The sequence below is a fragment of the Bacterioplanoides sp. genome (assembly GCF_965219715.1).
Lineage (GTDB): Bacteria > Pseudomonadota > Gammaproteobacteria > Pseudomonadales > Oceanobacteraceae > Bacterioplanoides.
On the sequence record NZ_OZ244785.1, the window covers coordinates 2076471 to 2103020 of the forward strand.

Sequence of the window (26550 nt, forward strand, 5' to 3'; positions counted from 1 at the left end):
AAACAAGAAAACCAAACAGGATCTTGACGCAACAAAAGTGGCAGCGCTTTATGGCAGAGAAATACCATAAGATGTCAATTCATCAAGAAATCTGGAAAAGATTAAGAGTCGACGAGCTTGCGAATGAATTGGCATATCAAAGTGCAGTCATTACCACTGATTGATTGCGAGTCATCTGCACGAGACTTTAGAGATGATCAGCTCTAGGAGGAATCAAAAATATGGACTCAAGATGAAAGACGACATAGCTGTTAACGCATCTTTAAGAGCAATGCACAAACTGAGAATCCATGCCAGCGAGAAACGTATAGCCCGGTCTACGAAATAATTGAGCACATTGCCAGAACCACAAGTGTAAATTATCGGGCACCAGTCACGAGTTACACTCTAACTTAAGGCACAAACCTTAAGCTAGAATGGGAAGCTCCTAGCTAAAAATCATAGCATAGATTGCTAATATAACGTGCTCCCCATAGCTAAAGGCCGCTGGTATTGCTCGCCCTCAATCATGATCCTTATTCGAAAATAATTATCATTAAAAGCCCAGGCATGAAAAAACCAACAGTGGCCACTCGGAATAACGTTGCTAAACGCAATCCGCAAGCGAAAGCTTCCAAAGCTTTCAATACTACATACTAATCGCAGTACCGAACACAGAATCAGCGCACCCAGAAAAAATAATGAAAAGCGTACATTATAGAATCACCCTTTCATCCTCTGAAAGCCGAATTGATACATAAACTAGAACTTAAAACGACAAATGAATCTAGGCACACTATAGCTCTTCCGTCTAATGACCTCCACAATAATCGCGGCTGCACTCTGGGGTAGATCACTGATCTATCGGTAGCATATGAGGAAATTTCAACATAAACATGAATAAGTCTGGTTTTAGGGAAAAATCAGCTATTAATTATTATCCTCTTACAGACAGTAATCGCTATTAAAAGCACCATTGACAAACTCATTATCGCAAAGCCTACAGGCAATCGATTTATGACATTCAGAACACCATAGCATAGGTTAAATAAAAACGACGCCCCAAAATAGCGCACCACTTGGATGAAAAACACAAAATCCCGCCCCCCAAAAAAAGCAATCCATTAAAAATCACTAGCTTTTATTATTATTATTGTTATTATCCGCGCCAATTATGATGAAGCAACTCTGATTGCTTCGCTATTGACAAGGAAGTTGAGCTAAAGAATATGCTACCTAAGAAGGATCTCATTAATACTATAAACCTAATCAACCGCTGCCTTGAGACAAATACGAAGCAAGAGTTAAACTCCCTTCACTCAACGCTACAGTCAGATCTTGGTATTGATTTTTTGCTGGTTGGCCACTCAGACATTAATCTAAAAAACTACAATTATTATTTCTATGGAATCAGTGACGAGTGGCAGACAATTTACAGAGAAAGGCAATATATTACCTTGGACCCTATTGTCAAAGCAGCCCTATCGTCAAACTCACCAATTCTATGGCAACATGCCTATGCAAACGCAGGCAACGAATGCCTGGAATTTATTCAACACTCCCGTGACTTTCAACTGTCTGATGGCATTAGTTTCATAAAGACTAACCAATCACTAATATCATCAGTAAATGCTGTTTCTGCAGGCTCAAAAAACCGTTCCCTAGACAAAGTACAGTCGATAATACTGCAACAAATACTACCTCATATAGCAGAAATTCCAGCACGAAACACACTCAGCTCGCCACCAAATCTCACCTCAAAAGAGTTGGAAGTATTAAAGTGGTGCGCAGTAGGTAAGAGTTATTGGGAGCTCGGCACAATACTCGGCGTATCTGAAAGAACCGTCAAGTTTCACATGAAAAATATTTTTTCAAAACTTGACGTACTAAACAAAGCGCAGGCAGTTGCCAGAGCTATGAGTTACGGAATTATTTCGCTATAGCTGTTTCTGCAACCAGAACAATTCATTGTTTAGCACTACAATCCTTATCTCGCCTACCCCTATATAACAACCCAAAGACTTCAGCAAACAGTTCAAAGGCAGAGCAGATACACTGATTTTTTCCACGCCTGAGAAAACTCGCTGCAATGACAGGCACATATTACACTCTATTTCTGCAATAAAAACCGTAAAGCCAAAAGATCCTGGTCTCGAAGAAATTACGCAAGATATTTTCTCAACAACAGCGGCTAAGAGCTCGATTGAAATATTCTTCACGATTTTTCCTTCATACAAATCAATATAATCCCGTTCTCGAAAAGAACACAATTTATAGCTCCCTACCTCTCCTGCTTTCTTTTTCTCCACAATCTGCTCATCACAGATATGGTCTAATAAATCGACAAACATAAAAATCACCTCAATTTTGTTTAGGAGAGAAAATCACTATATATAGGGATCCCACCACCACCAATAACCAAACATCAATCACCAAATGTATTTACCTGTCCCTTAGTACAGGTTTCATGAAAATACCTGACCACTAGAATCCCCCGTCGCTCAAAAACGAAGGATTAGAAAAATGATTAAGGAAAATTTCAAAAACAAAGTAGAAAGTTATAGTGATATCGACTTTCAAGGATATAGATTTACCAAAATAAGCTCCGGAAAAGACCGCTATAAAAGCCTAGTATTGAGAAGAAGCATCTACGTTGACGAATACGCATGGGCAAAGGGCCAGAATGCCATTGAAATAGATGAATTCGACACCTTTTCAACTCACTTTTCGATCAAAGATAGGGCGGGGGATACTGTAGCCACAATCAGATCGACGGATCACGATTTCGACTGGATGGCAACCAATTGCTACGAGAACGCTTTCTCAACACAGGCAGAGGCAATAAAAAATCCAGGAATTGTCGAAGTCTCAAGGCTGTGTATAAAATCCGACTATCGAAATAAGTTTATCGACCAAAATATATCTGCACTGGACCTACTTCTGTCAGGGGTGCTGGCTCATCACTACAAGGAAAATAAAAAAGGATTTGTCATCATCACTCACTCATCTATGTTCGCATTACTGAAACGACGAGGGATGGAGATAAAAAAGCTGTCCAACACCAAAACCATGGATGACGGCTGCAAGATAACTATTATGTATATCGACATTGAAAAATCATGGAGGAATTTTTTTCCGCTAAACACTATTATGGAAAAAAGTATAGAAGCAGCCGCCTATGGTACCTAAATTGGATTAGTCTATCGAATCTTGCGCTTAGATTTAAAGATAAGAGAGCTTCCCGTTTTTATATTAGTGTTGAATTAATACCTACATAAAGGAAACTCCCTATACTGAATATTCCAGTCCAATCATTAAATGAAATTGACGAAACCAGCGATAAATTTTATCGCCAACAGCAATCAGCTGAATAGGTTAGAGTCAACGCTATTATTAATAAAAATTGTTAAGTGCCTAATCTCAGGAACTGTTTTGATCCTGATCATTGAAAAGCCGTTATTACATACGCAATTGAATCACCTGACTAAACACAGGTTCAAGTCAGGAATGAGCTATGAAAGCGCGTTTTGTATCACAGCTAGCGGGATTCTCTCTGTGGGGCTAAGGCATTGTCAGGAAAACTTTAAGAAACACCTGAAAGCTCTGAAAGGTAAAGAGGGTGAAAAAGGCATAATCTTGTTATTGGATAATCAAGGTGCCGCACTTGAGTGAAAGAAACTGGATGATAAAGGCGGTAGCGAAATAGAAACGTACCTCCTAGACCACCTGGTTTCCCAAGACACTTCCTTTGTCGGTAATCTGAAAGCTTTTGGTCTTACCTACCTGTAAATGTTCGTTCATACCTACAGCAAAGTCGCTCTCACCAAGCTCAGCACAACTACTAAAACGCCAATTACAGCAGCTAATGTACAGAACAACTATGTGCTGCTGTTCTTCGCCGCTCAGGATCTACCTATGCTGAAAATTTTAACGGGCAGAAAGACGGAATACTGCGGCAAGCCTGAGCAGAATTATTACCTGTCTTACTTAGCAATCAACGATATAGATCACACAAGAGGAGAGTAAAATCTCCGTAAACCAATGGTATCTGCGAACGCCTCCATAAAGCGATTCTACATGAGTTTTATCAGGTTACTTTCTGGAAAAACTGTACATGCCTAGCGATGTAATATAGAAAAACCTGGGCGAGTCAGCGGAGTACTACAACGATAATCGACCCATTTTTTAATCTTACTTTAACAACATATGCAAGGCTTAACGGATTATGCTTTTCAGTAATACTCATTGAACCTCGCAATCTATATTTCGAATAGGGGCTAGCTTCTACCAAACAAGTATTCTCACAACTCTCCAAACTAGCTCAATAAGCTAAAGCTTCCTGCCAGTCCTTCAAGAAGTTTGGTCTCATAAAAAATAGCTGGCTCTGAAATATCTATTGAAAAAACATAACTAATGATCTAATTAAACATCACATCAGGAGCTAGAGCTATTACTCTATTCACAACCGTTTCCTATAAAATTTCGCTTCCATATTACTAACCCGAGTAGAGGAATTAGCCTCTACCCTCGGTAAATATGGAGAAACATCACATGATCCAATGCCCTAAGTGCAAATCAGATTCTGTTTATACAAAAAACACCGCTCGTAAAATTGCAGGAAAGATCGGTACTGCTGCTGGTGCTATAGGAGGTGCCAAAGCTTCTTACACCGGAGTCCAAATAGGAATGAAAGTGGGCGTGATCGCAGGCCCTGGTGGGCCAGTAATCGGAGGTATTAGTGGTGCCATTATCGGAGCTCTACTTGGTGCCGCTACCGGTGGGACCACAGGAGCTGCTGTCGGTAAAACTATCGACGAAAAAGTACTCGATAATTATCTCTGCAATTCTTGCGGATATGAATTCAGCACCTGCGCATAAAACCATACATTAGAGGAAACTAATATGTCTCATTTAGTAGAAAGCATGGCGTACGTTGGTGAAATGCCGTGGCACAAACTTGGATCGCGCCTGGAGAAGGGAATGCCGATTGAAATATGGGCAAACAAAGCCGGGTTAGACTGGGAAATTAATCGTAGCCCTGTACTGTTCGACACAGGAAACGGAAACACACCCTCGCCATTCGAAGATAAATCGGTTTTATACCGCTCTGATACAGGCGAAGCTCTATCAGTCGTAGGACAACGGTATAACGTCGTACAACCACAAGAAATTCTGGAGTTTTATAGGGATCTAACAGAAGTTTCTGGCTTTGAGTTGGAAACAGCCGGAGTACTCAAAGGAGGAAAGAAAATCTGGGCATTAGCTCGTACAGGGCAATCCACCAGCCTAAAGGGCAATGACATTACCAATGGCTATGTTCTATTAGCTACTGCGTGCGACGGTACGATGGCCACCACAGCTCAATTCACCAGCGTTCGAGTTGTATGTAACAACACACTGGCAATTTCTCTATCTCAAGATAAAGAAAGCGCAGTCAAAATTCCCCACAGTACAAAATTCGATCCAGAAGCTGTGAAGAAGCAGCTAGGAATATCGGTCTCTGCCTGGGATAACTTTATGTATGAAATGAAAACGCTGAGCGAGCGAAAGGTTTCTTTAAAAGAGGCAAGGGATTTCTACCATAAGGTTCTTATTCCACCTCAATATGCAGGAGTAGAATCAGCTGGAAAACACTCTATCGCAAAAGCCATCAACTTGTTTGAAGGTAACGGCAGAGGCTCACAACTAGAATCTGCACGCCATACCGCTTACGGGTTGCTGAATTCCATTACGGAGTTCGTTGATCACGAGAAGCGAGCTATCAGTGCGGAACACCGTATTGACTCAGCCTGGTTCGGACATGGAGCAACCACGAAGAAAAAGGCACTCGATGCAGCACTTGCGCTGGTGGCCTGACGAACCAGATTCATTCAACGCGTACTTAAAGAATTCAACGCCTGCAATTGCTTGAGTGCAACACTAAGCAACTCTTCATCCATCTGCTTTAACGCGATATGTGCTTCAGATAGCAGAGTAACTTGCTTGCCGGAAAGCCCTCGGCTCTGGGTCACCCCCACCAGCTCATCTAACGAACTATCTAGTTTCTCTGCTAACAAGATCAGCATATCAACGCCAGGGTAAATCAGCCCACGTTCAAGTTTGCTAATAGTTTCAGATGACTTGCCAACCTGCTCTGCAAGTTGATCCTGAGTGAATCCAGAGGCCTGGCGTAGCGCCTTAAGGCGCTTCCCAAAAGCCTGGTTTCGAAGTCGTTTGTCGTCGGTACTGTCATTGAGAGTTTCCATACTCGCAATATAAGTCCGGGAGTCACCATCAAAAACGAACAGATCTGTTGAATCAAACAACTAAAATCAACATAATGATGCGAATATCTATAGGGAGTCGACCTAAAAAGACGACTGGCCAGGTATTACATCTCATCCAACTTAAGGACAGACATCAAATGAACAAGCCACCAATGGTACTAAAAGTAATCTCCGCCCTATTTTTATCTGCACTCATGGCAGCCTGTGGTAGCAGTATTCCAAACGAAGTTTTAGAAACCCATATGCTCAGCAAATCCAAGAAAATGGATCAAGGGTATGTTGTAGACAAATGGGAAGTAACCAATGAATACAGCCAGGATATCGAAAACGAGGAGTACACCGTCATCGAATACGCTATCACCTATTATCTAAGCGATGAAGATGTAGCAAAGTTTGAAGCAAAGGGGTTCAAAGAATACTTTGGCCGTGACATATATGCTCCACAGCTAGTAGAGGGCAGACTGTTCTTTATCCAGCGTGGCTCAAAGTGGTATTCAAGCCATCAAAATTTATAAAGCGCCCCCCTCACTACAAAAGTAGTGAGGGGGAATTTACATCAATTATAATGGTTCATGGCGTTCGCCTATTTTCAGCTGATACCTACCAGGTACATCTTGATTAATTTTTTCAGCTATAAAACATCTAAAAAAGATATAAGGGCGGTCAATTCTTCCTCGGTCTCAATTGTGATATAACCTAGCAACTCACTTCTAGAATTCAGAGTTTTACCGTAGGTAAGCCTTTCTCTTTCACTAGTCCACTTGTATCCACTTAGGAATGGAATTGGGTTCAGATGAAATCTAACGACGCTATCGATATTGGGAAACACTCCGTTATGCCCGTATGGCTCTGTCTTGGATACACCTATTAACGATGGAGTTCTAAACTGATAACGATCGTTATCTTGGTACGTTACAGAAGCTCGCCCGATATCCTGACTGTGAATATATGTTCCAAAATTCCCCTGCGGTACGGCCAGTGAATGATATTCAAAGTCGCTAAATAAGCTCCCTGAATGGCAACCAGCGCATCGCCCTTTGCCATAGAACAATACTGCCCCTTCCTTCTGCTGCTCAGTCAAAGCAGCTGTATTACCTTTAAGATACTCATCCCAAGCAGAGCTAATACACCTTTCATTTAATTCATCAATAAACGAAGCAAGTGCATTCCCGACATCTGCAAGAGTTGGATTCTTAACTCCAGCCTTTATAAAAGCTTGCTTAAGCTTTTTTGCATCAGAAGAGTTGGCTTTTTTAAGAACCGATGCTATCACTTTATTCGCAGCGTCATATTTTGCCCTGTAGTGCTGCGTATTAATTGTATCGAAGTGTTCAGTTGAGTCGAAGTAGCTGTGCCGCCCCAAAAACTCATCTCGTGCAAGCAAAGGCAATACCGCTGCAACCGCTAATGGTGACTTAAAACCTAAGGCATACCCATTGCCCATAGGCGAGAATATCTGTCCTTCTTTCTCGACAACCTTCCCATCCCAAAAAAAGACTTTATATTCCGGGTCTGATCTTCCAAAGAGTGTGAACGCATTCCTAGGAACTAGAACGGTATCTTCTGTTATTGCATTTTCAAGTTCAGGATTTCGACCAATTCCCGCAGCGATAGGCAATCCATCTGCCAAGTGCTTATCGTCGAGATGACAAACTGAACATGAAGTATCACTATCTCCACTAAGCACAGAGCTATTGAACAATATGTCTCCAGCGTCTCTGAAGGCCGCCAAAGATGAATCGCCAGACTGAGAGCATGATTTAGGAGAGAGAGCATACAAATCTAATATCAGGGCAAGCTTTTCATCTAAATTAAGCGCAGCAACCTGCATAGACCCAAGTAACATTAGAGATAAAAGGTATTTCATTAATACTTCGCCGTCTGAAATTTTTACCGCTCTGTAAAACGATGTGGATCTGCGATTTCTGAAACTGTTCTTTGATGAATTTCTAATGATTCCAATCCCAGAAAGGACAAAGCATTCTCAGGCACACCAAAAGCAAGCATTATTTTTCTTACCTTGTCATAGTCATGGCAAACCAAGAGGTGAACATCAGCCGATTTATCTAGCTTTTTACTGCCAGAATTAGAGATAAACCAGGATTCATCCATTGCAGTTCCACATTTTGAAGAGAGGTCCATGAAAGTATCTTTGTATGCCAGATAACCATACCCTGGCAATACAACCTGTTTCCCAATCCATAAAATACAAAACAAAGTAACGATGCTTCGATATACAATAACAATCATGGAGCAGCAATCCCAAGTGCATTCAAAAGCCGAACATCGATATTCTCGGCAGATGGCAAAAAATGATCCTTCCTGTACTGCTTTATTGCTTTACGAGTATTAGGGCCCATTTTCCCATCGATAGCATCGTTGTAATAACCTTCAATTTTGAGAGCTAGCTGAACCCTCATTATCGTTGTTTCGCGATTGTATTTGTCCTTCTGCTTATCTTCTTGCTTAGCGGGCGCTGTATAACTTGGATTCGACGGCTGACTAAGTGGTTGAGATTTCCGAGCAGGAGGAGTGTAAGTTGGATACGAGCGAGAGTACCCTCCACCACCGGAACTCGATCTATGGGAGCTATGGCTACTATGGGAAGCGTGACTCCGATGACCAGCTAAGTACAGCGGAGTTGCCGCATTCAGTGGTGCAATAACAACATCATCTAACTCTGTCGGCGTTTTAGCCTGCTCAGCAGTGGTTACAGCCTCTGTACTGTTGAGAGACAAAAAGCCTGGCAAAAGAGCGGCCAAACTAAATTTCTTCTTCATACAATCCTCCTTGGAGCTTCATGAAAAATCCCTTTAGATGAAGTGAAAAAGCCTGAACACTGATATTTTTTTGAACAGTCACTACATTCTTCGGGATAAAAATTTTTCCAATCTGAAATTGATTTTAATGCTAATGGCTCAAGTTCAGCCTTTATGTGACACAGAGGGTAGTTAAATAGAAAAGCTGGTAATCCAGCGCTATGTGCGACCAAAACTGATTTTTCCAGTTCTTCAGCATACTTTATTGGATCGATATAAAGTTGCTTCCAGTTTTTTCTCGCCCAACCTGTTGCTTCCATATTCATAATGGAAAACTGAACTACGTTTGAAATACTTCGACTAACTAATTCGACTGTTTGGGAAAGCGTGTCAATGTTTTCCTTCGTTGGGATGATCCTCAGCTCAATCTTAATGCCAGCATTTCCTGCATTGATTAACCCTTGCATGGTATCTCTAAACGCTCCAATGGAGCCGACAAGCATGTCGTGAATATGAGGAACTGAAGAGTAAAGGGGTATACCAAATGTTAAGTCGATATCCTTCCTTCTCTTAGCCAGCTCAAGCGTAAATTTAGTGTCAGAAAATTTTCTGCCATTACTCAATATGTGCAATGACTTATCACATTTATAATCTATTAATGTGTCTAAAAATTTTATGAAAGACTGGCCATAAATAAGAGGCTCCCCACCACTAATCCCAAGGCTTTCATTTGAATCAAACTCGATGGCAGCCATAGCAGCCTGACTTAATAGCCAGCTATCATCATTATCCTTCGGAGGCTGAGAGCAGAATAAACATAAGTTATCGCATCTCTCAGTAACCAATAAGGTGTTGTGATTAGCAAGCTTCGATAAGACCACGCGAAGCACGCCTTTAGGCGAAACGAAGGCGATATCTCCACATTCAAAGAATTTCATAGCTTCAGGGTGGAAAAAAGTCAGAGACGATGACTCAGCGTGGAGAGGTATATCAGTAATAGTTAACGTCTCAAGCAATCCTCGACTCTGTAGGTAACTTCCTTGTTTTCGCAAAATATAATATCCAGAAGGAAGACCCCTAAGTTCGCTAATTTCGAACTTATCTTTTCTGATCGCATTATGCATTTACCCACTCCTCAAGCATTGAGCGGCTATCACTGCACTCGAACCAACGCTTAACAAGAAAGTCGAACATGCCTTTGTGGTAACCACAAAATCTTGAACGAGTCTTATCCCCTATATATTCACCTTGTATGCTGATTTCATTGCATGGGTCTGCTCCACAAAATGGCTGATAAGCACATGTATTACATCCTGGGAGAACACTATTGAACGAACTGGAGATTATTTGACCGTAAAGTTCAGAGGATACAAAATCAGGTGCGTTCACATGCCCTAAAGAGAAGTCCTGGTCTCCGTGGATTCTCTGCAACATCCTTAGTTCATCACTACCATAAATTCTCCCGTCATAATTAAATAGCAAGCTATTTAGCAGAACCCCGCTGGGAGACTTCAAGTCAGCGTAACTATTAAAGCCAGGTGTAAAGATTCTCTTTAGGTGAATAGAGGCAGAGTGCTCAATAAGAGTATTCCCCCGGCTCCATTGTATAAGCAACTCATCGAAGAGTTTTTCATAAAATCTCATATACTCCGAAGTAGAGTAATTATTGAGTTGCCCTTTATTTGCAAAGCCGTAGGGACTAATTGGTCGAACAAACAGGTCTTTCAACCCCAAATCGAGGTGTGCCTCAATTAGCTTATCAGGCATACTCAGTAGGCTATCTGTAACCGTCGTTACAGCAGAGACTTTGTCATTACCCAAACGTGATTGAATGGCTTCCACACCACGCTTCAGCTGCGAATACGAGCTTTCCTTAGGTAAAATTCTGTTCTTATCATGAATTTCTTTAGTTCCATCTAAAGATGTAGAAAAGTGCACATGACGACTATTAGCCCACTCTAAGATCTCTTCATTAAGTAGCGATAAGCTAGTAGCAATTACTAGTTCGAAGGAATCACTTCCCAAGATCTGTAATGCCGATCCATAGATGTCTTGAATGATGTCAAATCGGAGAAGCGGCTCTCCCCCTTGGATTTCTATTTTGTAAGGAGCAGTTCCCAGGTCACGAATTGTGGAGACAATCTTTGGGACTAATGATGAATCCAAGTCAAATTCAGAAGCCCCTACATTTGCTCTACTTACTTGGCAGTAGGTACAGGTATGATCACAGCGAAGTGTTGGAACAATCATAAAGATTGGGTTAAATCTGAGCTCTGAAGTGAGCCTCTTACTGGTACTCGAAGCCAAAGCAATTTTAGCCGTAGAGTAATTCTCGTCATCGGAGACGAATAACTTGGACGTAAGCACCTGCTTCAAGGTTTCATCCTTGATGCTACGATCTTCCACAAACTCCAAGAATGAATCCCTGCTTAGATATTCAGAGAAGCCACCAGTGTTACTAATAAACACGGCTTCGTCATCCACCGGCACAAAATTGAACGGCAATAACTTCATGCAGATAACCTATCGGCTATCCCTTTCAATACGGCATGAGCTATTTCATCCCTAGCAGCTTGAGTAGACTTCATTAACTTCTCTCGAAGCACATAGTCGTTCAAAAGCCGGTCGAACTCACAATGCAAAGACTCGTCTCTTTTGACAAAGTGAATTACCCATTCACGGCCTTCTTTCTCAAGCTTCCATTCTGTATGAGCTCCCATCCAATAGAGAGCATTTCTGATTACCCATTCAGAGTAATCTTGATTTGAATAGCGAATCACTTCCATAACTTCGATTCAGCTTCCACTGCATTTCCTGATGAATAGTGAGGATTATCCATTATTTACAAAATAGATAACAGTGTTATTACAAAGAAACCTCACATGCCTCTCTGCGGTAGCCAAAATAGTGTTCTCACATCAGGCTACCTCATCCCTCTCCGCTATCCTGGCAAGAATCCATTCATCCACCTCACTCTCCAGCCAACCCACCGAACGAGAGCCTAGCGGTATAGGCTTAGGGAAAGTATCTTCAGCTATGTACTTGTAGATAGTTGAGCGACCCAGTGCGGTACGGTCCATTACTTCTTTGAGTTTTAAGATCTTCATGGTTTTTAGTCTTAGTAGGCTTAACACATGCGATCTGGTCAGTTAGTAATAAACGTCGATGTTTCATCCGCCTTCGCAAGGCACCCCACTCAAAACCTCATCTCAAAACCTCATCTCAAAACCTCATCTCAAAACCTCATCTCAAACTGCAGCCAAAGTGCCTTGTGCCCGTCCCGTACTGCTTAGTCTTCTGTTTTGCAAAATAACTGGTTCGATAATACAACTCGTCAAAACTATCGCCGAAGTCAGAAGAGTTGATATTAAGGTGATAGATCGGGTTAACCGGGATATGGACTGCTCCACCAAGCCTACATAGCGGAACATCAATGGCACTCGCCCATGCAGAGCGGATTCGATGGGCCAGGTTTCCTCCATCGGCATCGTAGCGTCCTAAGCAGTGATAAGCGTCGCGATTCAACAACAAAAGAACGTGATAGTGCTGGTGAGCTCCAGAATCCTGCTCTCTAACCCATATGTAACGCAGGTGGCAGGGATGTACCCGCTTACCGGCTCTCCCTTTAGTTTTAAGGTCAGCTTTGATCTGCGCCTTCAGTGAATCCACAAAACGCGAAATCACCGCATCGTCTGTTCTGGCTGCACAAGCTGGAAACCTAAGATCCACTCTTACCGCCATTGTGCGAGGGTGGCATTTAACCGCTTTCTCAATGGTTCGTTCGACCTGGCCGAGATAGCGTTCATTCATAGGACCATGGTTCTGCATAACCGGCGGCCTGCTGTCTGAAGTGAAGGGGGTTGATAAATCGTATTGTTTCGTCATTGGTAGTTACCTTGTTGTGCTAGTACAAGGCATCAACCCAATGTGTATTTCTTCTCTCTCCTACTCCTCAACAGCTATGTATAAGTCAGCTAGTAATACTAGTTATAACCGACATCAATTATGCCAAATTCGACCAATTTACAGCCCACTACCAGCGGCCTTGCTCCGACTCCAGAGCAGCAGAATGCTGCTCTGGAGTTATACACCGTTAAATAGCACAGAAAGCCCGCAATCATGCTACATTAGCCCCTCTATAATTAACTAATTATTACGCACTTTTTATGGATAAAAGAAGGAAGGAGAGAATCACTGAAGCTGCGATCGGCATTCTTGTCAAAGATTGCGACATGGGCTCAGATTTTGATCCAAGATTTCACCCTGAATGGGAATATTTTGCATCTAGAATTATTGCAAACGAGCTAAGAAATTCTGGGAACATAGAAGATTTCGCTTGGCTAGAAGATAGCCTGATTAAAAGAACATTTGTTATATGTATGTTAAATAGCTTAGATATTGAGCTCCTAGAGAACCTCAAAGACATATTTTATTTCTACAAACGCAGGTCAGATTACAGAGAACGAACGTTCAAAACTGATCGAAATGTTGTCTTATCCAAGCGAAATCAAGACCAAACCCTTCCATTACCCAGAAACTTTTTCCAAAACTACCAAAGATATCTGGTGGACCCTACAGACGCCGATATGGCCTGTGGGCTGGATATTCGTTTGGATAGCAAGTCCACAGATGTGCTAACTGCACTTGATAAATTGCCAGTGGAATGGCTATTTAAAAAAGAGCTCTTGCATCACCTTCACATGGAGTTCCTGAAGAAAGAGCAATCGATATTCTCTAGAGCCAGAAGGAATAGAGGCTTAAAAGCAGTTAAGCCAAGAACAGGGCTAAATAGCTTCGAACTTGTCCCAAAAACTCACACTGAGCAACTTTGGTCCGCTGGTTTTCTAATAGACTTCATATTTAGCGAGGTTGGGGAATGCCAACTCAGCATACTGATCGCATATGAACTGGTCGCTCGAAAAACAAAATCATCAAGGGCTGCTCTAGAAGTAATGCTCTACCTGTGGGATTGCACTGATGATCAAAGGGCAAAATTCAACGACATCTTCAAAAACAACTTAGCTGTAAGAAAATCTCGGTCAAAGAAGGCCAAAAAGGCACGACCAAGCAAGAAGCTATCGCCAGAGGCCAAGAAGATGCTCAGTGAGATTTCAAAAGAACGAAAAACCCCCCAATACAGACTGATTGAAGACCTGATAACCGAGGAGTATAAACGCACGTCTCCCACACGGCATGATACTCCCTACACTCCCAATAAACGCCCACGCATTCAAAGAAAGAAAAGACTACAATCCGAGTAGAATAACGACTGAGAAGCTATATTACACATAGCGCTTTACCTCGACACATGGCTGCCAGATGCAAATTAGCTAGCCCGGCAGGAATGATGGGAAGCTCAATTTTTGTACTACCCGACGGGGAATCATATCCCTTTTAAGTATCCTTTTTAGTAACACCGGTAGTAACACCAACCAAATCAAAATCGAATTAATTCAATAAAATCAGATATTTAAAAAATTAGTTCAAGCGACCCCATCCCACCACACAAAAAACCCTAAGCGATTGATTTGCTTAGGGTTTTTTACTTTTAAATATCTAGAAAATTCAAAACGTCCACTTATCGTCCACCACTTCTACCTACCCCTCTGCAACTTTGCTCAAAGGGTTCAAAGTGACCGCATCCAGTAAATGGTCTGGCGAAAGGTGTGCATAGCGCATTGTCATCGTTAGAGACGAATGACCCAGTATCTTTTGAAGAGTTAAAATATTGCCGCCATTCATTACGAAATGGCTTGCAAAAGTATGGCGTAAAACATGCGCGGCCTGCCCTTTCGGCAATTCTATTTCCGAACGATCTAGCGCTCTTGAGAATGCACTTCGTGAAAAGGTAAATTCTTTATGTTCACTAAGATGACTATGAAGGCGTGAAAACAAACCATCGGATATAGGCACACTACGGCTTTTACCTGACTTAGTTCCATGAAAACTCACTTTTCCGTCACGCACATGACGAAGTTTTAATGACTCTGCCTCTCCCCACCTAGCCCCCGTCGATAAACATATTTCTGTAAGGAGCTTTACATGTGGGTTGTCCGAGCCATCAAGCACATCTAATAAGTGCCGTATTTGGTCATGCGTCAACCAAGCCAGCTCTTGTTCGTCTATCCGAATAGCATCGACACCAGCTATGGGATTTGGATACTCAATCTCCCCAACCTTCACCAATTGATTAAAAACAGCTTTCAGATACCCAAGCTCGTTGTTTAGCGTCTTTTCAGACGTACCACCTTCCAGCCTACTGGCGCGATAGTCAGCAAAAGAAGCAGGTCTCATTTCTACTGCAACAGGGTCATTGAGTGAGTCACAAATATATCCAAGGTATCGCCTCCTTTTTGGCCCATCTTTCAGATAAATGCCTTTAATTTGCCACCACAGCTCTATTAAATCCGACAAATGACGACTGTCTTTGCGCCTGCCACCATTCCACTCTTGACCACCTGAAACCTTTGATAAAACCAGTTTTTCGTATCGATTCGCCTCAGCTTTTGTGTCAAATAACTTCCGAATACGTCTACCACCAACACCATTTGGCCGCAGATCGACAACCCAACGGCTATCATCTGTTTTTCTGACAGCCATTATTTAAAATCCGGCCAGACATATTTGGGTTCATAGTCTTCCCCTTGGTGTCTCCACGCGGAGAAATTGTGATAAATCTTTCTCAAAACTGCCGACTCTCCGATATCTGGCGTATACAACTTTTGTTCACTGATTTCACTCTTCTCAAACATCAAATCAATGGACTTATCCTCTACGACCTTTAGCTCACTGGTTCTTACTAGATCACTTCGCCCGACATGTGAAAGATACCCTGCAAACCGTTTAAGCCCATTTCTTCCTGACCCTTGATCTGGCCAAGTCATGTCATCATCAACAATCAAAGCCTGCCTGAGCATTGGTAGAGGCTCCGTTTTAAGAAGAATCAGACACCCCATTCTCGAAGCATCAGAGATACTTTGAACAAACAAAACCTTTTCAAACCAATCAGGGCTAACCATGAAATTTGTTTCTTCTGGCCTTGGGCGGCATAAGCGATCACAGATCCTTATAACTTTGAACTCATCCATCAACGGCTTCACTTGAGAAGGCGGCTCCACCGAATCAGTCAATAACCACAGGGCATACATTGGCCATCGCTTCGCTACTTTAAGTAAGACATCCCCCCCAGGAGTCTTCCCCTTATTTTCAATCCCTTCGATTGTTCTTGCAGAAACGCCTATTTCGTCAGCAAAAGCCTGACGACTCATACCGTTCGAATCCCTTATCAATCGAATTTTTTCCGGCAAAAGATTTGACATAAAGAAAATACTCCTTTAAAACTCACACCTACTCCTTTGGGAGTAAAGATATACATAACCAATCTCAGTCTATCAGGATTTTTGTATGCATGAGGCAAAGCTAGTTTCTCACGCTCCGGCGGTTCAACCGCTCGGCCCTCTTGTGACACGATTTTTGTTTGCTCAAATGTCTGGCCTTACTCCTGATCACGTTCGCGGAATGATCGACAGAGGTTTACTTCCCACAGTCAAACTGGGTCGCCAACGTCTTATTAATCTTGCGCTTCTAACTCAGCAATGTCTTGAGGAGGAGTTCTAATGCACTCATTAGCAATAAGCCGCGCTAGCGGCGTGTCCACACACTTTAATAGTGGACTCTTGTCCCATATTGGGAATAACGCATGATTGATCGCCTTGTCATTCATATCCCATTTCAGGATAAGTTCGTCGTCAATGGCGATTCCGACGACACTGGAATTATGGATGTTGCACATCTCTTAAATACAGAAGCAACAATCGGCGGCCGTAACGTCAATAGAACCTCCTCAGGAGAAGTCAAAGTCGAAGACCTCTATCACCCATACGAGTCAATCCCCTCGTGGGCGTCAGGTATGGCCGTGAAGTCTTTTACCCGCCCAGTAAATGCATGGCCTTATGTGGAGCTGAAGGCAAGTCCTGCAAAGTTACTTCAAGGCCACAATGTCTATGGCACAGAAGATTATAAAAAATGTCTTTTTGAGATGCTGGGGCTTCTTGCAGTCTCTTTTCCCAAATTGAATCAAATGCTCAATGTTGAGTCGGGACATATCTCAAGTTTTGACGTTACTTATTCGGTAAAAGCACCAACCCAACAAATCGCCGATCACTTCATAAAATACTGTTCGTCTCTGAGATCCGGGCAAACTAAATCACGAGAGCAGTATCCGACCACGGTTTATTTTGGAAAAAGAGATTCGCGACATAAAAAATTAAAAATTTATCTCAAACATTACGAGCTGAAAAATTACGTATCAGAGCTCAAGAAGAAAAATTCAGATGGAAGCTACGATGAAGCCATAAAAATAAATTCATCGAATGATTTACTGGATTACACACTCGGTTTAATTAGATTTGAAGCCACAATAAAGAAGCGCTGGTTAATGGAAAGAGCAATACCAGTCGGAGTTTTCAAATTAGGGAAATATGCAAAGTCTTATTTTGAAGAAAACAAAAGATCTATCTGGAAGCAAATACATGAAGATGCCTTCCGAGATTTATTTAAAACATTCGAAGGTGGACAGATCATGGATTATTCGGACGAACACGTTCTTGATTTACTAAAATCAAAACATTCAAAAATCAATAAAAATGGCTCTCTCAATCACTCTGTAGCTCTACGTGCATTCCGGTTTTACCGATCCATTGCAAGCGAGGGGTATGACGAGATACATGCAACAACACCAAGTAGCACTTTTTATAGACAAATAGGCCATTTAAAGAAAGCTGGAATTCCTCTGGCCAACTTACAGAACTTACACAAGATCAAGTCAAACGTAGTCCCGGTCATTCAATTGATCAAAATGGATTATGGAAAACAGCACCCTGCTACTTACCAAGAACCGGAGTCTGGCTTGAGCCGCCCGAAACTTTCATTAGTTAGCTAATAAACGGAGATAGTTATGTTAAAAATATCAATCATTGAAGGCCATCACTTAGTCCAACAACGCCAAACAAAAAACGGTGTTCGCTACTACCAAGAGGCATATGCACATTTAGGCGGGGCTTTCCCTCAGCAAATAGAAATTCCTATTAAGTCACCAACAGAAGGAAAGCCTATCGGCGATTACGATCTTGACATTTCAACGTTCCAAGTTGGTCGTTTTAAAAATCTGGAATTGAATCCGTTTGAATTAAAGCTGATTCCAGCAGCAAAAAATGTTGCAAAGGCAAGCTAATAAATGGCTTACCAAATCGTATGCAATGGTGCTGTTAATTTAGCGAGCAATGGCACCGCACGTTGTCCTTCGGGGTGGTTGGTTCAACAATCAACAGCTCCGTTTGACATTAGCCAAATCAACCCAGAGGTTGCAACGGCTATGTTTGGGGCAGGTTTTGCCCTATTTATTGTTCCCTGGACATCCGCCTGGGGAATATCACAAATGTTTAAATTATTGAGGTAATAACTATGGATGCAGCAACTGTAGCAACCATCACTAGCGCTGTTGATTTCAGCACTATTCAAACTGGCATTGGTACCGTCGCAGCAGCGGTTGGTCTCATTTATGTCGCAACACGTGGTGCTCGAATGCTTCTCGGCATGGTTCGTAGCTAATACGAGCAACTTCACGGGGGCTAAATGCCCCCAATTTTTTATTAAGGGAATATCCTCATATGCTTGATCTCTATTACTGGACGTTCTCTATCGCTGGTTTCGCCACATCCTTTTCTTGCTTTTCAAATTGGTGATCGCATGAAAATAGTTTTTCTTATTTTTTTGCTCCTACAAATTAATTACTCTTATAGTAACGAATGCCCACCCATCAAAAACACTGAAGAAAACCCTACAGAGCCTCTGCCAAACCCTAATGATTTTTTGTCTGCTAAAGGCGATGGCGTGTATCAATATCAGGGGAATCCAAATCCATCAGACGGGTTATATTTGTCTTACTGGAAGGTTGAAAAAGTAACGACTTTAGAGCCTACCATCAATAAATCCAAAGAGGGACTTTCACCAATAACTTGCCGATTATTAGAGCCTTATGGTACGGGCACTGAATGCATGTACGGTGATTACCTACTTAAAACTTGCCCCAAATGGTATGAGTTAAATATCACAACAGGGTTATGCGACATAACCGACTTAGAAGCCTGTCTTGACGATACTCCCCCAGGTCTTTGTCAAGATGGATTCCCTATTGAGGCTGGAGGTTACACGAACTGTGACCGGCCAGATTTACGACAGTGTGCTGACGGAAGTTATGTAAGAGCAGATACGGGGATCTGTACTACTGCGTGTAATGATTTCACAAGCTGCTACGATCATGCTTTGGGTGACTCAAGCTGTGCTGGTGCAAGTTACTTTGAGTTTAATTATACCGACCCTGAAAATTATGATTTCACCTGCACTCAAATTGATCCTGACAGCCCGGACCATGCTGGTAACGGTGGCAATGAAGATGGAAACCCATATAACGATCCTAATACTCCATCTCAGGGCGATGGCTCTAGCCCAAGCACCGGCAACATTGACCCCCACTCTCTTGCAGATCTAATTGACAAAAAATTATCTGATGACTTCAGCAATGTCGAGAGAGCCGTTCGTGACGATATTGACCAAAGCAAAGTGAATACCGAAACACTTGAAACTGCGATAAATGCAACCAAAAAATCCGTACAGGAAAGCATAAGTTCAGCAGAAAATAATACTAATTCCGTAACGGCCAAAATGGACGTCATTGGTGAGAAGCTTGATGCAATCAATGGTTCGCTAAATTCGGGAGCGTGTGACCCTAACTCGCCTGACTATTATCAGTGTTTAAACACACCAACAAGCAACCTCCCCAGCCATAGCACAACTGGAGGAGCTGAGACAGTTGAAGCAGCCTTTAAAAATTTTAATACTCGGATAGAGAGTTCAGAAATTGTCAGGTCATTTTCTTCAGTGAAAAGTCTATTTAATGGTGAAAACTCACAATGCCCAACATTTTCTATGGACTTGCGTGGAACCCCTATCAATAAAGTCTTATCGACTCAAATACACTGCGAAATAATGGAGATATTAAAGCCAATCATTAGCTCCGTAATGCTCGTTGTTTACGTCTGGGTTGGTTTTAGAGTCTTTGCGAGTTCTTAGTTATGAGTGAAACAACAAACAATTGTAACTGGTATGATCCATCATGTTCTCTTGAGTGGATTAGAGATGAATTACAAGCATTTGGCGTATGGGTTTTAGACTCTACCCTCAGTGCAGCCGCAGGTATCTTTGAATCTATACCGGCACCAGAGTTTTTAACCAGTGCAGAGGCTTACAGCATTCCCCCATCAGTTAGCTGGGCGGCAAGTGCCTTTCAGTTAGATATAGGCGCTGGAATTATCGTATCAGCTTATATCGCACGATTTATATTACGCCGTATTCCAATCATTGGGTGACACATGACAATTGCTGCATATACAGGCCTACCGGGTCATGGCAAGAGCTACGGAGTGGTTGAAAATGTTATCAAGCCAGCTCTTAAAGATAAGCGTGAAGTCTTTACCAATATTCCAATGCAATCAGAAGAGTGCATTAAGCAATTCGGAATGACGGTCACACCTTTCAGAACTGAAGACATTATTGAAAACCCGAACTGGTGGTCTGAAGTATTCAGCCCTGGTGCTGTCATTGTTATCGATGAACTTTGGCGTCTGTGGCCTTCAGGTCTCAACGCTAAAAATGCTCGGGATCAAGATAAAGCATTCTTAGCAGAACACCGACACCTAGTTGGAGAAAATGGACGCTCGACAGAAGTTATTTTCGTTACTCAAGATTTGAGCCAGATAGCAAACTTTGCGCGCTCATTAGTTGAAACGACCTTTCGTGTTACTAAGTTGTCTAAAGTTGGCATGAATAAACGTTTTCGTGTTGACGTTTATTTTGGCCCCGTTACTGGTGTTTCTCCGCCCATTTCAAAAAGAGATAGGGAGATACACGGATCTTTTAAAAAGAGCACCTATGCGCTTTATCAGAGCCATACTAAAAGTGTGACTGGCGAAGCTGGTAATGAGACTCGCATTGACAATCGTTTTAACGCACTCGGTGGTTTAAAGATAAAACTGGGGTTCGCTGTTTTTTTTGGCTGCTTAGTTGCTCTCTATTTTGGTGCGGGGAGCTTATCCTCATATTACGGTGGCGGTACAGAAGACCTTGCTGCAAACGAACAGGCTGATCCTGTATCTACTCACCAGAAGAGGCCTCAGGAGGTTATAGCAGCTACACCAAGGAAGCCATCTGTTGAGTTCTTAGCCAGAGCTGACTCGATCTCAATTTCATTCAACAATGGCAGATATCCAAGAATTGAATATCAATTTCAAGTTGAGTTCGATGATATGAAAACTGTTCTGACCAGCACTGAACTTGCTCGGTTACAGTATGCCCTTACTCCTATCAATCAGTGCCTTGTTAAAATCGAGGGAGCAGATTGGATAGGTTTTGCCATGTGTAAGCCAGATGAACGTAAGCAAGGCTGGATCGAAGGAATGGTTACAAGCACTGCTCAAACAGAGCCAATGTAGAAAGCAATGAGCGTAGCGAATAGCGTCTACATGGCGCTGTTTCTCATGCGAAACTTCTCACTCACCAAGTATTACAAGTATCTGTTTCGCACGCGAAACCCACCTTACCTAAACTCACCTCTTTATCGTTGTATTCCAGTTTCTCATGCGAAACTTGCTTTCAGGTAGCCAGAAGCTATCCATATGCCGCTTGTTTCGCACGCGAAACATTGAACACTTACTCCCTGATTAACCAGCCAAGCGGCGATTGAGCGCCTACCGGGGGCGGAGCTTGCTCCGGTATGGGGGTGGTAACGCCCCATGATTGCCAAACTCGGTTTTCACGTTATTATTTGGCCTGTCATTTATAAGGATATGTGTATGTCTGAGAACGTTAAAACTGTCTTCATTCCTTCTTCTCAAGAGTCAAAGTCAGGAATGTTTGGTAAAGAGAAGCCCACAGATGAAGTTGATGGAGCTGCATTAGCCCGTCAAATTGAAACTGTATGTAACGGTTTGGTTGATTCAGGCTATCAAATCACTCAGGTGATGCCAGTCACCTCTGGTGGCAACAATTACAAGAATGGTGTTGGATACGGCTATGGGTATGGATATACATCCGGAGTTATAGTGATCGCATCAATTGTTTGATGATATCTGCAAAACCATTGACTAGTAGTTCTAGTAATACTAGTATCCTGTTTCCAAATTAAGAACCTAGAGGAAACAACTAATGGCATTAGTTCCAAAACAAACATCTCTACCGTCAACAGGTTTGACGGCGAATGAAGAAAGTATTCTCGATCCTAATAATGTATCTGTCTCAATTCGTAATGGTAAGAGGACAGTCGAAGGATATGACGACCAAGGCCGCAAGGTTACGATGACTACTCATATCGGCCAGTCTGAACGATCAACTGGTTTCCGCAGGCAAAGTATGACCGTATGCGATCAGCTTTCAATTGAAGAAAGAAAAAAGGTTGCTAGGCAGCTTCGTGATGAAGGCATGACTCAGGATCAGATTGCAAGCCAGCTTGGCGTTTCTCAAAAAACGGTATCTAATGATCTGAAACCTTGATCCAAGCTGATTAGTCTAAGGAGATGTTACGTCCATATAGTGTCCATATCATTGTGTTTGAGTGTGGCTCTCTGTGGTTCAACCTATTGAAAAATAAGGACTTTAACCACATACAGCCACATACAAACACATAGACACGGGTTCAAATCCCCCCATCCCACCACACAAAGAACCCTAAGCAATTGATTTGCTTAGGGTTTTTTTATGCCTCCGAAAAATATCAGGAGAAATGTCTACACAGTGTCTACGACTATTTCACTCGCCCAATCACTTCTTGTTTTAACCTCAATACTGAGGTTAAAATAGGAAGCATCACAACACGAGGCGCATCGCATCCATGGCTCTACTAAAAACCCTTTCTCCTGTATCAACTTTCGACGAAGTGGCATCTCAACTTGAGCAACTTGGTCTAACACAGCATGTATTCGAGTCTGCTATTCAAGCTGGTTTGTATATGTATAAAAGAACGACTCACTTTCATCCCGTTACAACTGCTGGATCTAGGTTCTGGGAAGAGGCAGTTGCAGGCCTCAGGGAAGAGCTTGTGTCTCCGGAAGATAGTAGTTGGCAGTTCAAACATGAAAAGGGACTCTCAATAACCATGCACCCCGAATCCGGCATTTCCATAGTCGTTACTACTGGAAACCGCTTCACAGGGATTAGCGAGCCAACAGGAAAAGTCAAAACTAAAAATGCAAAAGGGTCGTCAACATTAGACTACGTAGGAAGAAACTCAACTCCTGACCTTTTCTTAGATGAAGAACCTACTTTTGATATTAAAACCCAAGATTTAATAAAATCGGATCCAAACGAAACATGGGTGTTCTTGTATTATATAAACAAGCAAAAGCACGAAATTCGTTCTGAACTCTCTCTTCCTAAAGGAATGCACCAAAGCGAGGGGAAACTGACAATTGATGAATGGGAAAAAAGAATTATCCTTCCACCCATAGATTATTCTGGCACAATATCGGAAAAAATGCCGATCACTCCAGACAATCACTTTTCAGAAGATTTTGACTTTAACAGCCTGATAAAAAACGAGTAGTACAGTTAACATGGTTATCAAGATAAACTCAAATCGCCTTAAGATTGCACGAACACGAAGAAAAATGACTCTTAAGGCGTTATCAGAGAAAACAAATCTGACAACGAGAATTATCTCCTCCTATGAGAATGACAGTTGCGACTACGTTCCAAAAGCAGAAACATTAAAAGCACTATCAGACGCTCTGAATTATCCAGTATCTTTTTTAACTGATCGAGAGTATGTCGAGCAAATCTCATCTGATTCAGTTTCCTTTCGGTCATTAAAGAGTATGAGGGCTAAAGATGAGCAAGCTGCAATTTCTGCTGGTAGCTTAGGCGTAATGCTTTATGAATATTTCGAGTCCAAAGTCAACTTTATACCAACACCGAATATTCCCGATTTACGTGGAATGTCACCACAATCAGCAGCACAATTCATAAGAGAATTCTGGGATATTGGCTCTCTAAGCATAACAAATGTTATTCACCTACTTGAGAGGAATGGGGTTAGAGTACTGACATTAGCTGAAAATACCGTCAGCGTTGACGCTTTTTCGTTTTGGAATGAAAACACTCCATATGTTTTCTTAAACACCCAAAAATCTGGGGAACGCAGTCGATTTGATGCTGCACATGAACTGGGACATTTACTACTACACAAACACGGTTCGCCCCAAGGTCGTGATGCTGAGAAAGAAGCTGACGAATTTGCTGCTAACTTTTTAATGCCAAGATCTACAATACTGCCTTTCCGGGGGAAAATATTTTCCATTAATGAAATTATAGAATACAAATCACGATGGAAAGTTTCTGCTATGGGATTAATAGTTCACTCAAAAAATGTAGGTATTTTATCAGAATGGCAGTATCGAAACTTAATAATTGAAGCTAGTAAATTAGGATTAAGAAAAAAAGAAATCGATGGAATTGAGCACGAAAAATCTGGGCTGATACCAGTCATTATGAAAGATTTACAAGGCTCTGCTAGCTCTGACATTAAGTTTATTGCTGACGATCTCAACTTACCAATATCAGAAGTATCAAATCTTCTTTTTGGTGTTGCCTCTTTAAGTTCAGAAAATTCTAAACACTCTAGCAAATCTAAGGCAAACCTAAGGCTCGTAAAATAGTTTCTTAATGATATAACCTTAAAGGATTAAATCGCTTAGCATCATTCAAGTGATCTGGAGATAAGTGAGCATATCTCATTGTCACGGTGATGCTAGAGTGCCCTAATATCTTTTGAAGTGTAAGAATATTTCCACCATTCATCATAAAATGGCTTGCGAACGTATGACGTAAAACATGAGCTGCCTGCCCTTTTGGCAGCTCAACTTTTGATTCATCCAACGCCCTACGAAAAGCACTCAAAGAAAAACTGAAGTCATTATATTCTTTTAAATGCTGGCTAACTTCTTGAAATAAATCATCAGCAATGGAAATACTCCGAGACTTACCGCTTTTTGTCCCGTGAAAGCTTACCTTTCCGTCTCGAACATGCCGTAATTTGAGTCCTTCTACCTCACTCCACCGCGCACCAGTTGCCAGACAAATTTTAGTTAACGAAAGAACGTGTGGATTTTGACTGAATTGAGCAATTACTTTCAGCAAATGCTGGATCTGGTCGGTAGTTAACCAAGACAACTCTTGGGGGCGGAGCTTGCTCCGGTATGGGGGTGGTAACACCCCATGATTGCCAAACTCGGTTTTCACGTATTATTTAGCCTGTCATTTATACGGCTATGGATATACATCAGGGGTGATTGTTGTTGCAGTAAAACTGTAGGTCGACTATGTAGTTTCGCGTGCGAAACGGATCTTTGAATTATCTCTACTTTTCCAAATAAACTTCTTGGATTTGACGGGGAGAATAGTAGCATCAAATCAGTAATTTTGATGAGAGGATGACAATGGAAGACGCAAGAATTAGCGGATCAGATCAGAATATCACCGCTGAAGACCTATGGTATATAGATGATGTTGAAGCTTATAGCTATCAATGCATTTCGTGTGGCGTCGGCTTGTCACCTTGCTCATATGATAAAGATGTGAATAAACGGAGACCGTATTTTCGAAAGCAAGCAGAGCATAAAGAGTGCTTCTATCTTTCAGAGGCATATCTAAACCGCAAAGGTAAGAAAAGTACAACGGTAAGAAGCGAAGATGGGAAGCCAGGTCATTACCCTCGTGAATTTGCACTACCTAAGCTCTTGCCAGCATCAAGTGGTTTGCCCAGAACCAACTCTCTTCTAGACAAAAAACATAATGGGCCAAGAGTATCTGGGGACTCTGACTCAAGCAGACAGGCAAAATACGACCGGCCCTACAAAACCTCTTCATTTAGACTGTTGGTTAATCACTACCTAAATTACCCTAATGACAGATCTTTACCTTTAACTGCCGAGTCCATTGATGGATACAACTACTGGACTTGTTTTAAGTCTCTTTTTACAAACTCTGACAACCCATTAAGAAAGCCGAAGAACAAGATCTATTTTGCAAATGCGAAATGGGCCAAGCCAGAAGTTAACACCGACACAATAACAATTCTTTTTGACGCGTACACGCTTGATGAAAGTAAGAGCAAGCGCAACCTATTCTTAGTCATCAATACCAAAGGTTGGAAAGACACTGTTAAAGAAGCTTTTATGCACGATTACAACAAAGCACGCAGAAATGTCATCGATTCCGAAGGGGAGAAGAGGCTGAAAGTATTTTTCTTGGGCAGACAATCGGATGAAAACTTACTTGAGTTCACTGTAGATACCCCATTACTAATTTCATTCAATATAGTTTGAAGGCCTATCCATATTGTCTACGAAGTGACTACATAACAGTGAATCAATGTGCAAAAAAGTGGCTCAAACCCTCATGATTGCTGGGCTTCTTGCACTTTTCGCCACATAGAAACA

General features: G+C 41.9%; 32 protein-coding genes. 19 read left to right on the forward strand and 13 right to left on the reverse strand.

Going from position 1 to position 26550, the window contains the following annotated elements; all coding sequences use genetic code 11:
- Positions 1–1208 precede the first annotated feature (1208 nt).
- A complete protein-coding gene (locus tag ACOQOZ_RS09860; RefSeq protein ID WP_420592098.1) occupies positions 1209–1922 on the forward strand; it encodes a LuxR C-terminal-related transcriptional regulator in 714 nt (237 codons plus the stop codon).
- Here the strand turns inward: ACOQOZ_RS09860 and ACOQOZ_RS09865 are convergent.
- Positions 1917–2330 carry a hypothetical protein gene (locus ACOQOZ_RS09865; protein ID WP_420592099.1) on the reverse strand — a complete coding sequence of 138 codons (414 nt, stop codon included), beginning with the start codon at positions 2328–2330 and terminating at the stop codon, positions 1917–1919. The two genes, ACOQOZ_RS09860 and ACOQOZ_RS09865, sit on opposite strands and share 6 nt — an antisense overlap.
- 172 nt (positions 2331–2502) lie before the next feature.
- Between ACOQOZ_RS09865 and ACOQOZ_RS09870 the strand changes: the two genes are divergently transcribed.
- The 4 genes from ACOQOZ_RS09870 (at position 2503) to ACOQOZ_RS09885 (ending at position 5835) form a co-directional block, all read left to right on the forward strand.
- Complete coding sequence (locus tag ACOQOZ_RS09870) at positions 2503–3168, forward strand: GNAT family N-acyltransferase (RefSeq protein ID WP_420592100.1); 666 nt, start codon at positions 2503–2505, stop codon at positions 3166–3168.
- A gap of 243 nt (positions 3169–3411) precedes the next feature.
- Positions 3412–3651, forward strand: coding sequence for a hypothetical protein (locus ACOQOZ_RS09875; RefSeq protein WP_420592101.1), 240 nt, complete (start codon positions 3412–3414; stop codon positions 3649–3651).
- An 879-nt stretch (positions 3652–4530) separates the two neighbouring features.
- Positions 4531–4857 carry a hypothetical protein gene (locus ACOQOZ_RS09880; RefSeq protein WP_420592102.1) on the forward strand — a complete coding sequence of 109 codons (327 nt, stop codon included), beginning with the start codon at positions 4531–4533 and terminating at the stop codon, positions 4855–4857.
- A gap of 24 nt (positions 4858–4881) precedes the next feature.
- A complete protein-coding gene (locus tag ACOQOZ_RS09885) occupies positions 4882–5835 on the forward strand; it encodes a DUF932 domain-containing protein (RefSeq protein ID WP_420592103.1) in 954 nt (317 codons plus the stop codon).
- A 14-nt stretch (positions 5836–5849) separates the two neighbouring features.
- On the opposite strand, the gene ACOQOZ_RS09890 is transcribed toward ACOQOZ_RS09885, so the two are convergent.
- Positions 5850–6224 carry a helix-turn-helix domain-containing protein gene (locus ACOQOZ_RS09890; RefSeq protein WP_420592104.1) on the reverse strand — a complete coding sequence of 125 codons (375 nt, stop codon included), beginning with the start codon at positions 6222–6224 and terminating at the stop codon, positions 5850–5852.
- 158 nt (positions 6225–6382) lie between these two features.
- Between ACOQOZ_RS09890 and ACOQOZ_RS09895 the strand changes: the two genes are divergently transcribed.
- The gene (locus ACOQOZ_RS09895) at positions 6383–6760 is read left to right on the forward strand and encodes a hypothetical protein (protein WP_420592105.1); all 378 of its coding nucleotides are present in this window, start codon (positions 6383–6385) and stop codon (positions 6758–6760) included.
- Between the two features lie 116 nt (positions 6761–6876).
- Here the strand turns inward: ACOQOZ_RS09895 and ACOQOZ_RS09900 are convergent, their stop codons facing one another.
- The 8 genes from ACOQOZ_RS09900 to ACOQOZ_RS09935 form a co-directional block, all read right to left on the reverse strand.
- The gene (locus ACOQOZ_RS09900) at positions 6877–8112 is read right to left on the reverse strand and encodes a His-Xaa-Ser system-associated MauG-like protein (protein WP_420592106.1); all 1236 of its coding nucleotides are present in this window, start codon (positions 8110–8112) and stop codon (positions 6877–6879) included.
- A 23-nt stretch (positions 8113–8135) separates the two neighbouring features.
- The gene (locus ACOQOZ_RS09905; protein WP_420592107.1) at positions 8136–8495 is read right to left on the reverse strand and encodes a TIGR03982 family His-Xaa-Ser system protein; all 360 of its coding nucleotides are present in this window, start codon (positions 8493–8495) and stop codon (positions 8136–8138) included.
- Positions 8492–9025, reverse strand: coding sequence for a His-Xaa-Ser repeat protein HxsA (gene hxsA, locus ACOQOZ_RS09910; protein WP_420592108.1), 534 nt, complete (start codon positions 9023–9025; stop codon positions 8492–8494). Before hxsA ends, ACOQOZ_RS09905 begins: the two co-directional genes overlap by 4 nt.
- Positions 9022–10128 (reverse strand): His-Xaa-Ser system radical SAM maturase HxsC, encoded by a 1107-nt coding sequence (hxsC, locus tag ACOQOZ_RS09915; RefSeq protein ID WP_420592109.1) that lies wholly within the window; start codon positions 10126–10128, stop codon positions 9022–9024. The genes hxsA and hxsC overlap by 4 nt, the downstream gene beginning before the upstream one ends.
- Positions 10121–11518 (reverse strand): His-Xaa-Ser system radical SAM maturase HxsB, encoded by a 1398-nt coding sequence (gene hxsB / locus ACOQOZ_RS09920; RefSeq protein ID WP_420592110.1) that lies wholly within the window; start codon positions 11516–11518, stop codon positions 10121–10123. The genes hxsC and hxsB overlap by 8 nt, the downstream gene beginning before the upstream one ends.
- Positions 11515–11790 carry a His-Xaa-Ser system protein HxsD gene (gene hxsD, locus ACOQOZ_RS09925; protein ID WP_420592111.1) on the reverse strand — a complete coding sequence of 92 codons (276 nt, stop codon included), beginning with the start codon at positions 11788–11790 and terminating at the stop codon, positions 11515–11517. Before hxsD ends, hxsB begins: the two co-directional genes overlap by 4 nt.
- A 132-nt stretch (positions 11791–11922) precedes the next feature.
- On the reverse strand, positions 11923–12111 hold the full coding sequence (locus ACOQOZ_RS09930; RefSeq protein ID WP_420592112.1) for a helix-turn-helix transcriptional regulator: 189 nt from the start codon (positions 12109–12111) through the stop codon (positions 11923–11925).
- A gap of 136 nt (positions 12112–12247) precedes the next feature.
- The gene (locus ACOQOZ_RS09935; RefSeq protein ID WP_420592113.1) at positions 12248–12889 is read right to left on the reverse strand and encodes an inovirus Gp2 family protein; all 642 of its coding nucleotides are present in this window, start codon (positions 12887–12889) and stop codon (positions 12248–12250) included.
- A gap of 281 nt (positions 12890–13170) precedes the next feature.
- On the opposite strand from ACOQOZ_RS09935, the gene ACOQOZ_RS09940 reads away from it, so the two are divergent.
- The gene (locus ACOQOZ_RS09940) at positions 13171–14265 is read left to right on the forward strand and encodes a hypothetical protein (RefSeq protein ID WP_420592114.1); all 1095 of its coding nucleotides are present in this window, start codon (positions 13171–13173) and stop codon (positions 14263–14265) included.
- A 337-nt stretch (positions 14266–14602) separates the two neighbouring features.
- On the opposite strand, the gene ACOQOZ_RS09945 is transcribed toward ACOQOZ_RS09940, so the two are convergent.
- Together ACOQOZ_RS09945 and ACOQOZ_RS09950 are read right to left on the reverse strand one after the other, a co-directional pair.
- Positions 14603–15604: a phage integrase gene (locus ACOQOZ_RS09945; RefSeq protein ID WP_420592115.1), complete on the reverse strand. Its 1002-nt coding sequence runs from the start codon at positions 15602–15604 to the stop codon at positions 14603–14605.
- Complete coding sequence (locus ACOQOZ_RS09950; protein WP_420592116.1) at positions 15604–16323, reverse strand: helix-turn-helix transcriptional regulator; 720 nt, start codon at positions 16321–16323, stop codon at positions 15604–15606. Before ACOQOZ_RS09950 ends, ACOQOZ_RS09945 begins: the two co-directional genes overlap by 1 nt.
- A gap of 380 nt (positions 16324–16703) precedes the next feature.
- Here ACOQOZ_RS09950 and ACOQOZ_RS09955 point away from each other — a divergent pair, with 380 nt between their 5' ends.
- The 11 genes from ACOQOZ_RS09955 (at position 16704) to ACOQOZ_RS10005 (ending at position 24768) form a co-directional block, all read left to right on the forward strand.
- Positions 16704–17945 carry a phage/plasmid replication protein, II/X family gene (locus ACOQOZ_RS09955; RefSeq protein ID WP_420592117.1) on the forward strand — a complete coding sequence of 414 codons (1242 nt, stop codon included), beginning with the start codon at positions 16704–16706 and terminating at the stop codon, positions 17943–17945.
- A gap of 15 nt (positions 17946–17960) precedes the next feature.
- On the forward strand, positions 17961–18236 hold the full coding sequence (locus ACOQOZ_RS09960; RefSeq protein ID WP_420592118.1) for a single-stranded DNA-binding protein: 276 nt from the start codon (positions 17961–17963) through the stop codon (positions 18234–18236).
- A 3-nt stretch (positions 18237–18239) separates the two neighbouring features.
- Positions 18240–18461 (forward strand): hypothetical protein, encoded by a 222-nt coding sequence (locus ACOQOZ_RS09965; RefSeq protein ID WP_420592119.1) that lies wholly within the window; start codon positions 18240–18242, stop codon positions 18459–18461.
- 5 nt (positions 18462–18466) lie between these two features.
- Positions 18467–18613 carry a hypothetical protein gene (locus tag ACOQOZ_RS09970; RefSeq protein ID WP_420592120.1) on the forward strand — a complete coding sequence of 49 codons (147 nt, stop codon included), beginning with the start codon at positions 18467–18469 and terminating at the stop codon, positions 18611–18613.
- Between the two features lie 138 nt (positions 18614–18751).
- Positions 18752–20134, forward strand: a complete 1383-nt coding sequence (locus ACOQOZ_RS09975) for a hypothetical protein (RefSeq protein ID WP_420592121.1) — start codon at positions 18752–18754, stop codon at positions 20132–20134.
- Positions 20135–20136: 2 nt separating this feature from the next.
- Positions 20137–20430 carry a hypothetical protein gene (locus ACOQOZ_RS09980; RefSeq protein ID WP_420592122.1) on the forward strand — a complete coding sequence of 98 codons (294 nt, stop codon included), beginning with the start codon at positions 20137–20139 and terminating at the stop codon, positions 20428–20430.
- Between the two features lie 3 nt (positions 20431–20433).
- The gene (locus tag ACOQOZ_RS09985; protein ID WP_420592123.1) at positions 20434–21552 is read left to right on the forward strand and encodes a zonular occludens toxin domain-containing protein; all 1119 of its coding nucleotides are present in this window, start codon (positions 20434–20436) and stop codon (positions 21550–21552) included.
- A 360-nt stretch (positions 21553–21912) separates the two neighbouring features.
- Positions 21913–22182 carry a hypothetical protein gene (locus tag ACOQOZ_RS09990; RefSeq protein ID WP_420592124.1) on the forward strand — a complete coding sequence of 90 codons (270 nt, stop codon included), beginning with the start codon at positions 21913–21915 and terminating at the stop codon, positions 22180–22182.
- Between the two features lie 82 nt (positions 22183–22264).
- Positions 22265–22609 carry a helix-turn-helix domain-containing protein gene (locus tag ACOQOZ_RS09995; protein WP_420592125.1) on the forward strand — a complete coding sequence of 115 codons (345 nt, stop codon included), beginning with the start codon at positions 22265–22267 and terminating at the stop codon, positions 22607–22609.
- A 337-nt stretch (positions 22610–22946) separates the two neighbouring features.
- Positions 22947–23657 carry a hypothetical protein gene (locus ACOQOZ_RS10000; protein WP_420592126.1) on the forward strand — a complete coding sequence of 237 codons (711 nt, stop codon included), beginning with the start codon at positions 22947–22949 and terminating at the stop codon, positions 23655–23657.
- Between the two features lie 10 nt (positions 23658–23667).
- A complete protein-coding gene (locus tag ACOQOZ_RS10005) occupies positions 23668–24768 on the forward strand; it encodes a helix-turn-helix domain-containing protein (RefSeq protein WP_420592127.1) in 1101 nt (366 codons plus the stop codon).
- Between the two features lie 4 nt (positions 24769–24772).
- On the opposite strand, the gene ACOQOZ_RS10010 is transcribed toward ACOQOZ_RS10005, so the two are convergent.
- On the reverse strand, positions 24773–25351 hold the full coding sequence (locus ACOQOZ_RS10010) for a tyrosine-type recombinase/integrase (protein ID WP_420592128.1): 579 nt from the start codon (positions 25349–25351) through the stop codon (positions 24773–24775).
- A 197-nt stretch (positions 25352–25548) separates the two neighbouring features.
- Here ACOQOZ_RS10010 and ACOQOZ_RS10015 point away from each other — a divergent pair, with 197 nt between their 5' ends.
- Positions 25549–26436: a hypothetical protein gene (locus ACOQOZ_RS10015; protein WP_420592129.1), complete on the forward strand. Its 888-nt coding sequence runs from the start codon at positions 25549–25551 to the stop codon at positions 26434–26436.
- Positions 26437–26550 lie beyond the last annotated feature (114 nt).